Origin of the sequence: Mycobacterium sp. 1245852.3 (genome assembly GCF_001669335.1) — a bacterium.
GTDB lineage: Bacteria > Actinomycetota > Actinomycetes > Mycobacteriales > Mycobacteriaceae > Mycobacterium > Mycobacterium europaeum_A.
The window spans coordinates 1-8006 of record NZ_LZLL01000367.1; the positions used below are offsets into that span (position 1 = coordinate 1).

The 8006-nt window shown below is 66.8% G+C and carries 9 protein-coding genes and 1 pseudogene; 8 read left to right on the forward strand and 2 right to left on the reverse strand.

The window, feature by feature from the left end:
• From A9W96_RS16245 to A9W96_RS16255, 3 genes and pseudogenes are all read left to right on the forward strand, one after another.
• A pseudogene (locus A9W96_RS16245) lies at window positions 1-319 on the forward strand (enoyl-CoA hydratase); the annotation flags it as partial.
• Window positions 320-321: 2 nt separating this feature from the next.
• Entirely contained in the window at window positions 322-1041 is a 720-nt protein-coding gene (locus A9W96_RS16250; RefSeq protein WP_067141229.1) for a PaaX family transcriptional regulator C-terminal domain-containing protein, read from the forward strand.
• A complete protein-coding gene (locus A9W96_RS16255) occupies window positions 1038-1805 on the forward strand; it encodes a crotonase/enoyl-CoA hydratase family protein (protein ID WP_066869288.1) in 768 nt (255 codons plus the stop codon). The genes A9W96_RS16250 and A9W96_RS16255 overlap by 4 nt, the downstream gene beginning before the upstream one ends.
• Window positions 1806-1809: 4 nt before the next feature.
• Here A9W96_RS16255 and A9W96_RS16260 read toward each other — a convergent pair whose 3' ends face one another.
• Both A9W96_RS16260 and A9W96_RS16265 read right to left on the reverse strand, forming a co-directional pair.
• Window positions 1810-2295 (reverse strand): DUF3060 domain-containing protein, encoded by a 486-nt coding sequence (locus A9W96_RS16260; protein ID WP_066869291.1) that lies wholly within the window; start codon window positions 2293-2295, stop codon window positions 1810-1812.
• A 48-nt stretch (window positions 2296-2343) separates the two neighbouring features.
• Window positions 2344-2721: a DUF3060 domain-containing protein gene (locus A9W96_RS16265; protein ID WP_066869294.1), complete on the reverse strand. Its 378-nt coding sequence runs from the start codon at window positions 2719-2721 to the stop codon at window positions 2344-2346.
• 194 nt (window positions 2722-2915) lie between these two features.
• Between A9W96_RS16265 and A9W96_RS16270 the strand changes: the two genes are divergently transcribed.
• The 5 genes from A9W96_RS16270 to tuf all read left to right on the forward strand — a co-directional run.
• Window positions 2916-3560, forward strand: a complete 645-nt coding sequence (locus A9W96_RS16270; RefSeq protein ID WP_066878529.1) for a TetR/AcrR family transcriptional regulator — start codon at window positions 2916-2918, stop codon at window positions 3558-3560.
• 257 nt (window positions 3561-3817) lie between these two features.
• Window positions 3818-4192, forward strand: coding sequence for a 30S ribosomal protein S12 (gene rpsL / locus A9W96_RS16275; protein WP_007767794.1), 375 nt, complete (start codon window positions 3818-3820; stop codon window positions 4190-4192).
• A complete protein-coding gene (gene rpsG / locus A9W96_RS16280) occupies window positions 4192-4662 on the forward strand; it encodes a 30S ribosomal protein S7 (RefSeq protein WP_066869309.1) in 471 nt (156 codons plus the stop codon). Before rpsL ends, rpsG begins: the two co-directional genes overlap by 1 nt.
• Window positions 4663-4743: 81 nt before the next feature.
• A complete protein-coding gene (fusA, locus tag A9W96_RS16285) occupies window positions 4744-6849 on the forward strand; it encodes an elongation factor G (RefSeq protein ID WP_066869313.1) in 2106 nt (701 codons plus the stop codon).
• A 108-nt stretch (window positions 6850-6957) separates the two neighbouring features.
• Window positions 6958-8006 (forward strand): elongation factor Tu (tuf, locus tag A9W96_RS16290; protein WP_067141232.1); only part of this gene is annotated, 1049 nt, incomplete at its 3' end.

The window sequence follows — 8006 nt, forward strand, 5'->3', positions numbered from 1 at the left end:
GCAGGCCGCCGAGTGGGGCTGGGCGGTGGAGGCGCCGGAACCGGCCGACCTCGACGAGCGCACCGAGCGGTTGGTCGAGCGGATTGCCGCGGTGCCGGTCAACCAGCTGATCATGGTCAAGCTCGCGCTGAATTCCGCGCTGCTGCAACAGGGCGTGGCGACCAGCAGGATGGTCAGCACAGTGTTCGACGGCGTCGCCAGGCACACGCCCGAGGGCCACGCCTTCGTCGCCGATGCGGTCGAGCACGGGTTCCGCGAGGCGGTGCGGCACCGCGACGAACCCTTCGGCGACCACGGCCGACGCGCGTCCGGGGTGTAACCATGCCGGACATGACAGCGCGGTCGGTGGTGCTCAGCGTGCTGCTCGGCGCGCACCCCGCCCACGCTCGGGCCAACGAATTAGTCAGGCTCACTTCCGATTTCGGCATCAAGGAGTCGACGCTGCGGGTGGCGCTGACCCGGATGGTCGGCGCAGGCGACCTGATCCGCTCCGCCGACGGCTATCGGCTCTCGGATCGATTGTTGGCCCGCCAGCGGCGCCAGGACGATGCCATCGACCCGCGGGTGCAACCCTGGACCGGGGAGTGGATCACACTCATCGTCACCACCGTGGGCAAGGACGCCCGGACCCGCGCGGCTCTGCGAACCACCTTGCACGACAAGCGTTTCGGAGAGCTTCGCGAGGGGGTGTGGATGCGCCCCGACAACATCGACGCGGGGCTCGGCCCTGAGGTCGCGGCCCAGACGCGGGTGCTGCGGGCGCGCGACGACGACCCCGCCGAGCTGGCCGGGCAGCTGTGGGACCTGCCCGCCTGGGCGCAGACCGGGCACCGGTTGCTCGACGAAATGGCCGCGGCGCCAGACATTCCCGGCCGCTTTGTGGTCGCCGCCGCGACGGTGCGCCACCTGCTCACCGATCCGGTGCTGCCCGACGAGCTACTGTCGGCCGACTGGCCGGGCGCCCGGCTGCGGGCGGCCTACCACGACTTCGCCGCGGAGCTGCTCGAGCGGCGCGAACCACTATTTGCGGAGGCGACATGACAGATCCGGTGCGGGTCGAGCGCAACGGCCCGGTGACCACGGTGATCATCAACCGCCCGGGCGCGCGCAACGCGGTCAACGGCCCGACGGCCGCCGCGCTGTATGCGGCCTTCGAGGAGTTCGACCGCGACGACACCGCATCGGTGGCCGTGCTGTGGGGCGAGGGTGGAACCTTCTGTGCGGGGGCCGATTTGAAGGCCTTCGGCACGCCCGATGCCAACGCCGTGCACCGCACCGGCCCCGGCCCCATGGGCCCGACGCGGATGGTGCTGTCCAAACCCGTCATCGCCGCGGTGAGTGGCTACGCCGTCGCCGGGGGTCTGGAACTGGCCATCTGGTGTGACCTGCGGGTGGTCGAGGAGGACGCCGTGTTCGGCGTGTTCTGCCGGCGCTGGGGGGTGCCGCTGATCGACGGCGGCACCGTGCGGCTGCCGCGCCTGATCGGCCACAGCCGGGCGATGGACATGATCCTCACCGGCCGCGCGGTGGCCGCCGCCGAAGCCCAGGCCATCGGGTTGGCGAATCGCGTTGTCCCCAAAGGTCAATCGCGCCAGGCGGCCGAGGAATTGGCGGCTCAACTGGCGGCGCTGCCGCAGCAGTGCCTGCGCTCCGACCGGCTCTCGGCGCTACATCAGTGGGGGACAACGGAATCCGATGCGCTTGACTTCGAATTCGCCAGCATCTCCCGGGTGGCCGCGGAGGCGAACGAAGGGGCCGGGCGCTTCGCGGCGGGCGCCGGCCGGCACGGGGCACCGGCCGGCTGACGCCTCAGCTGCCCTTGTTGATCGTGTTGCTCTGGCCGATCTTGTCGACCTTGGGGTCACCGTCTTTGTAGGTGATGGTGTTGTTCATGCCCAGCACGGTGATGCGGGTGTTGACCTTGTCGAACGTGATCTTGTTGTTGGTGCCGGTGACGGTGGCCGTCTCGCAGGTGCCCGTGACGGTCAGGGTGTTGTCCGAGCCGCCGACGTTGAGCGACTTGCCGCTGGCGCAGTCCAGCGTGGTGGTGGTGCCCATCGATCCGTAGTTGATGGTGTTGCCGATCTCGATGGACGCGGTGGTGCTGGCCCCGCTGGTTCCCGTCGTCGGCGCGGCGCTGGCACTCGTCGTCGCGCTGCTCTTCGTGGTGGTCGTCGACGGGCCCGCCGGCGGGTTGGCCGTCGAACTGCAGCCGGACAGCACCATGGCCGCGGCGGCCGGCGTCACGGCGAGCACGGCCAAGCGCTGCGAACGGTCACGCATGTAGGCGGGCATGTGTCCTCGATTCCCCTCGATTGGCGATGATGATGTGGTGGGCGCCGCTCAGCCCGGCACCTGCTGCAGCCGGTTGGTCATGCCCAGTTCGCGGCCGCGGTCCCACAGGGCGGGCTGACCGTTCTTATAGAACACCGTCTGGTTGTAGCCGTACACGGTGATGTCATGCGAAACCGAGTCGGCGATGACGGTGTTCGACGAACCCATCACCGTCACGGCGTAGCAGTTGCCCAGCGCGGTGACCGTGATGCCGGTGCCGTTGACCATCAGCGTGGCGTCGTTGCAGTCGACCGTCTGCTCGATGTCTTGCCCGATCACGTGGGTGTCGCCGTTCTTGGCCTGCGCGACGCCCGGCGGGGCGGCGGCGCCGGCGACGACGGCGATGACACAGGCGGCCAGTGACCCGGCGACAGTCGTCCACTTCACTGCGGGTCCCCTTTTTCCGACGCTGCTCGAAACGGGCAAGCATGACATTACGTGCATTTGCCTGCCCGGTGGCAGAGTTTATTTTTCCCTCGCCGGGCCCCCGCATCGCCTCCGGGGAGATGAATGTCCGAACGGGCGTCAACTAGAGTCATTAGTTAACCGCATCCCGAACATGCAAGCGAAGGGCGACCGCTATGGCAGCTCCACCGGATCCGCCCCCGGCGGCCGGGCGCCAACGCGCGGGCCGGCCCGCCTCCCGTCCGGCCAAGCTCAGCCGCGACGGGATCATCGACGGCGCCCTGACGTTCCTGGACCGCGAGGGCTGGGACGCCCTGACCATCAATGCGCTGGCGATGCAGCTCGGCACCAAGGGGCCGTCGCTGTACAACCACGTCGACAGCCTGGAGGACCTGCGCCGCGCGGTGCGGATCCGCGTGATCGACGACATCATCACGATGCTCAACCGCGTCGGCGAGGGCCGCGCCCGCGACGACGCGGTGTTGGTGATGGCGGGCGCCTACCGCAGCTACGCCCACCACCATCCGGGCCGCTACTCGGCCTTCACCCGGATGCCGCTGGGCGGGGACGATCCCGAGTACACCGCCGCGACCCGCGGGGCCGCCGCCCCGGTGATCGCCGTGCTCTCGTCCTATGGTCTGGACGGCGAGGCGGCCTTCCATGCGGCGCTGGAGTTCTGGTCCGCCCTGCACGGGTTCGTTCTGCTGGAGATGACCGGTGTGATGGACGACATCGACACCGACGCGTTGTTCTCCGACATGGTGCTGCGGCTGGCGGCCGGTCTGGAACGGCGCACCGCCGCCGATGGCGCCCGCTACTAGCCGGATGCGCCCGCCGTCGCTTTGACCTGCGAGACCGGCGGCGGGTATTGTGGTCCCTCGTGCCTGGCGGCTTACGGCGCCTAACCGTAAGGAAGTGGATGCCGGGCGAATTCGCCTGTCCACGAAGCATCGGACCTCCTCCGGTGCGCAGCGCATGCGACACACCCGGACGCGGGGTGACGCGGACGGCCATAACTGCAGTACACAGACTTGAAAACGCTAGAAGTATGCCGAACACGAACACAGAAAGCCGGTAGATGCCAACCATTCAGCAGCTGGTCCGCAAGGGTCGCCGCGACAAGGTCGCCAAGGTCAAGACCGCGGCCCTGAAGGGCAGCCCGCAGCGCCGTGGCGTATGCACCCGCGTGTACACCACCACCCCGAAGAAGCCGAACTCGGCGCTTCGGAAGGTCGCCCGCGTGAAGCTGACGAGCCAGGTTGAGGTCACCGCCTACATCCCCGGCGAAGGCCACAACCTGCAGGAGCACTCGATGGTGCTGGTGCGTGGTGGTCGTGTGAAGGACCTGCCCGGTGTCCGGTACAAGATCATCCGCGGCTCGCTGGACACCCAGGGTGTCAAGAACCGCAAGCAGGCTCGTAGCCGTTACGGCGCCAAGAAGGAGAAGAGCTGATGCCGCGCAAGGGGCCCGCGCCGAAGCGTCCGTTGGTCAATGACCCGGTGTACGGGTCGCAGCTGGTGACGCAGCTGGTGAACAAAGTTCTGCTGGACGGGAAGAAATCGCTGGCCGAGCGCATTGTTTATGGTGCGCTCGAACAGGCCCGCGACAAGACTGGCACCGACCCGGTGATCACGCTCAAGCGGGCGATGGACAACGTCAAGCCCTCCCTCGAGGTGCGCAGCCGACGCGTCGGTGGCGCTACCTACCAGGTCCCGGTCGAGGTGCGTCCGGACCGCTCGGTGACGCTGGCACTGCGCTGGCTGGTGAGCTTCTCCAAGCAACGCCGCGAGAAGACCATGGTCGAGCGGCTGGCCAACGAGATCCTGGATGCCAGCAACGGCCTGGGCGCCGCCGTCAAGCGGCGCGAGGACACCCACAAGATGGCCGAGGCCAACCGCGCCTTCGCGCACTATCGCTGGTAGGCGGCGGCGTCCAACGGCAGAGCGGCCGGGCGCAAACCGACAGCGAACTAACCAAGCAATCGAAAGAGTGGGAAGACTTCTGTGGCACAGAAGGACGTGCTGACCGACCTCACGAAGGTCCGCAACATCGGCATCATGGCGCACATCGACGCCGGCAAGACGACGACGACCGAGCGCATCCTCTACTACACCGGTATCAGCTACAAGATCGGTGAGGTGCACGACGGCGCCGCCACCATGGACTGGATGGAGCAGGAGCAGGAGCGGGGCATCACCATCACCTCCGCGGCCACCACCTGCTTCTGGAACGACAACCAGATCAACATCATCGACACCCCCGGGCACGTCGACTTCACCGTCGAGGTGGAGCGCAGCCTGCGCGTGCTCGACGGTGCCGTGGCCGTCTTCGACGGCAAGGAGGGCGTCGAGCCGCAGTCCGAGCAGGTGTGGCGGCAGGCCGACAAGTACGACGTCCCGCGCATCTGCTTCGTCAACAAGATGGACAAGATCGGGGCAGACTTCTACTTCTCCGTGCGCACCATGGAGGAGCGGCTGGGCGCCAACGTCATCCCGATCCAGATCCCCGTCGGCTCCGAGGGCGACTTCGAGGGCGTCGTCGACCTGGTCGAGATGAAGGCCAAGGTGTGGAGCGCCGAGGCCAAGCTCGGTGAGAAGTACGACGTCGTCGACATCCCCGCCGACCTGGCCGAGAAGGCCGAGGAGTACCGCACCAAGCTGCTCGAGGCCGTCGCCGAGACGGACGAGGCGCTGCTGGACAAGTACCTCGGCGGTGAAGAGCTCACGATCGAGGAGATCAAGGGCGCGATCCGCAAGCTGACGATCAGCTCGGAGGCCTATCCGGTGCTGTGCGGCAGCGCGTTCAAGAACAAGGGCGTTCAGCCCATGCTGGACGCCGTCATCGACTACCTGCCGTCGCCGCTGGACGTGCCGCCCGCCGAGGGCCACGTCCCCGGCAAGGAAGAGGAGCTGATCACCCGCAAGCCGTCGACGGACGAGCCGTTCTCGGCGCTCGCGTTCAAGGTGGCCACGCACCCGTTCTTCGGCAAGCTGACCTACGTCCGGGTGTACTCGGGCAAGGTCGACTCGGGCAGCCAGGTCATCAACTCCACCAAGGGCAAGAAGGAGCGGCTGGGCAAGCTGTTCCAGATGCACTCCAACAAGGAGAACCCGGTGGAGACCGCCTCGGCCGGTCACATCTACGCGGTGATCGGGCTCAAGGACACCACGACCGGTGACACGCTGAGCGACCCGAACCAGCAGATCGTGCTGGAGTCGATGACCTTCCCCGACCCGGTCATCGAGGTGGCCATCGAGCCCAAGACGAAGAGCGACCAGGAGAAGCTGTCGCTGTCGATCCAGAAGCTCGCCGAGGAAGACCCGACCTTCAAGGTGCACCTGGACCAGGAGACCGGCCAGACCGTCATCGGCGGCATGGGCGAGCTGCACCTGGACATCCTGGTGGACCGGATGCGGCGCGAGTTCAAGGTCGAGGCCAACGTCGGCAAGCCGCAGGTGGCCTACAAGGAGACCATCAAGCGGGCCGCGCAGAACGTCGAGTTCACCCACAAGAAGCAGACGGGTGGCTCGGGTCAGTTCGCGAAGGTGATCATCAACCTCGAGCCGTTCACCGGCGAGGACGGTGCGACCTACGAGTTCGAGAACAAGGTCACCGGTGGGCGCATCCCCAGGGAGTACATCCCGTCGGTGGACGCCGGTGCGCAGGACGCCATGCAGTACGGCGTGCTGGCCGGCTACCCGCTGGTGAACCTCAAGGTCACCCTGCTCGACGGGGCGTTCCACGAGGTCGACTCCTCGGAGATGGCCTTCAAGATCGCCGGTTCCCAGGTGCTGAAAAAGGCTGCGGCGCAAGCGCAGCCGGTCATCCTGGAACCGATCATGGCCGTCGAGGTCACCACGCCCGAGGATTACATGGGCGACGTGATCGGCGACTTGAACTCCCGCCGTGGCCAGATCCAGGCCATGGAGGAGCGGAGCGGTGCGCGCGTGGTCAAGGCGCATGTGCCGCTGTCGGAGATGTTCGGCTACGTCGGCGACCTGCGGTCCAAGACCCAAGGCCGGGCGAACTACTCCATGGTCTTCGACTCCTACGCCGAAGTGCCGGCGAACGTGTCGAAGGAGATCATCGCGAAGGCGACCGGCCAGTAAACCTTCGCTCGGAGTAATCTTGCCGGGTCATGAATGCCTTGGGCGCGGCACAACTGAAAACACCAACACTGCTTTAACAAGCACCAACTAGTCCAGGAGGACACAGAAGTGGCGAAGGCGAAGTTCGAGCGGACGAAGCCGCACGTCAACATCGGGACCATTGGTCACGTTGACCACGGCAAGACCACGCTGACCGCGGCTATCACCAAGGTTCTGCATGACAAGTACCCCAACCTGAACGAGTCGCGCGCATTCGACCAGATCGACAACGCGCCCGAAGAGCGTCAGCGCGGTATCACGATCAACATCTCCCACGTGGAGTACCAGACCGAGAAGCGTCACTACGCCCACGTCGACGCCCCGGGTCACGCCGACTACATCAAGAACATGATCACCGGTGCGGCCCAGATGGACGGCGCGATCCTGGTGGTCGCCGCCACCGACGGCCCGATGCCGCAGACCCGTGAGCACGTGCTGCTCGCGCGTCAGGTCGGCGTGCCCTACATCCTGGTCGCGCTGAACAAGGCCGACATGGTCGACGACGAGGAGCTGCTCGAGCTCGTCGAGATGGAGGTCCGCGAACTGCTGGCCGCCCAGGAGTTCGACGAGGACGCCCCGGTCGTGCGGGTCTCGGCGCTCAAGGCGCTCGAGGGCGACGCCAAGTGGGTCGAGTCGGTCGAGCAGCTGATGGAGGCCGTCGACGAGTCCATCCCGGACCCGGTCCGCGAGACGGAGAAGCCGTTCCTGATGCCCGTCGAGGACGTCTTCACCATCACCGGTCGTGGCACCGTGGTCACCGGTCGTGTCGAGCGCGGCATCATCAACGTCAACGAAGAGGTCGAGATCGTCGGCATCAAGCCGACCAGCACCAAGACCACCGTCACCGGCGTGGAGATGTTCCGCAAGCTGCTCGACCAGGGGCAGGCCGGCGACAACGTCGGGCTGTTGCTGCGTGGTATCAAGCGTGAGGACGTCGAGCGCGGTCAGGTCGTGACCAAGCCCGGCACCACCACCCCGCACACCGAGTTCGAGGGTCAGGTCTACATCCTGTCCAAGGACGAGGGCGGCCGGCACACGCCGTTCTTCAACAACTACCGTCCGCAGTTCTACTTCCGCACCACCGACGTGACCGGTGTGGTGACGCTGCCGGAGGGCAC

Bases quoted from the DNA above. Each gene is read 5' to 3' on its own strand.
- A9W96_RS16250 (WP_067141229.1), top strand. From the start codon at position 322: ATGCCGGACATGACAGCGCGGTCGGTGGTGCTCAGCGTGCTGCTCGGC.
- A9W96_RS16255 (WP_066869288.1), top strand. From the start codon at position 1,038: ATGACAGATCCGGTGCGGGTCGAGCGCAACGGCCCGGTGACCACGGTG.
- A9W96_RS16260 (WP_066869291.1), bottom strand. From the start codon at position 2,295: ATGCCCGCCTACATGCGTGACCGTTCGCAGCGCTTGGCCGTGCTCGCC.
- A9W96_RS16270 (WP_066878529.1), top strand. From the start codon at position 2,916: ATGGCAGCTCCACCGGATCCGCCCCCGGCGGCCGGGCGCCAACGCGCG.
- rpsL (WP_007767794.1), top strand. From the start codon at position 3,818: ATGCCAACCATTCAGCAGCTGGTCCGCAAGGGTCGCCGCGACAAGGTC.
- rpsG (WP_066869309.1), top strand. From the start codon at position 4,192: ATGCCGCGCAAGGGGCCCGCGCCGAAGCGTCCGTTGGTCAATGACCCG.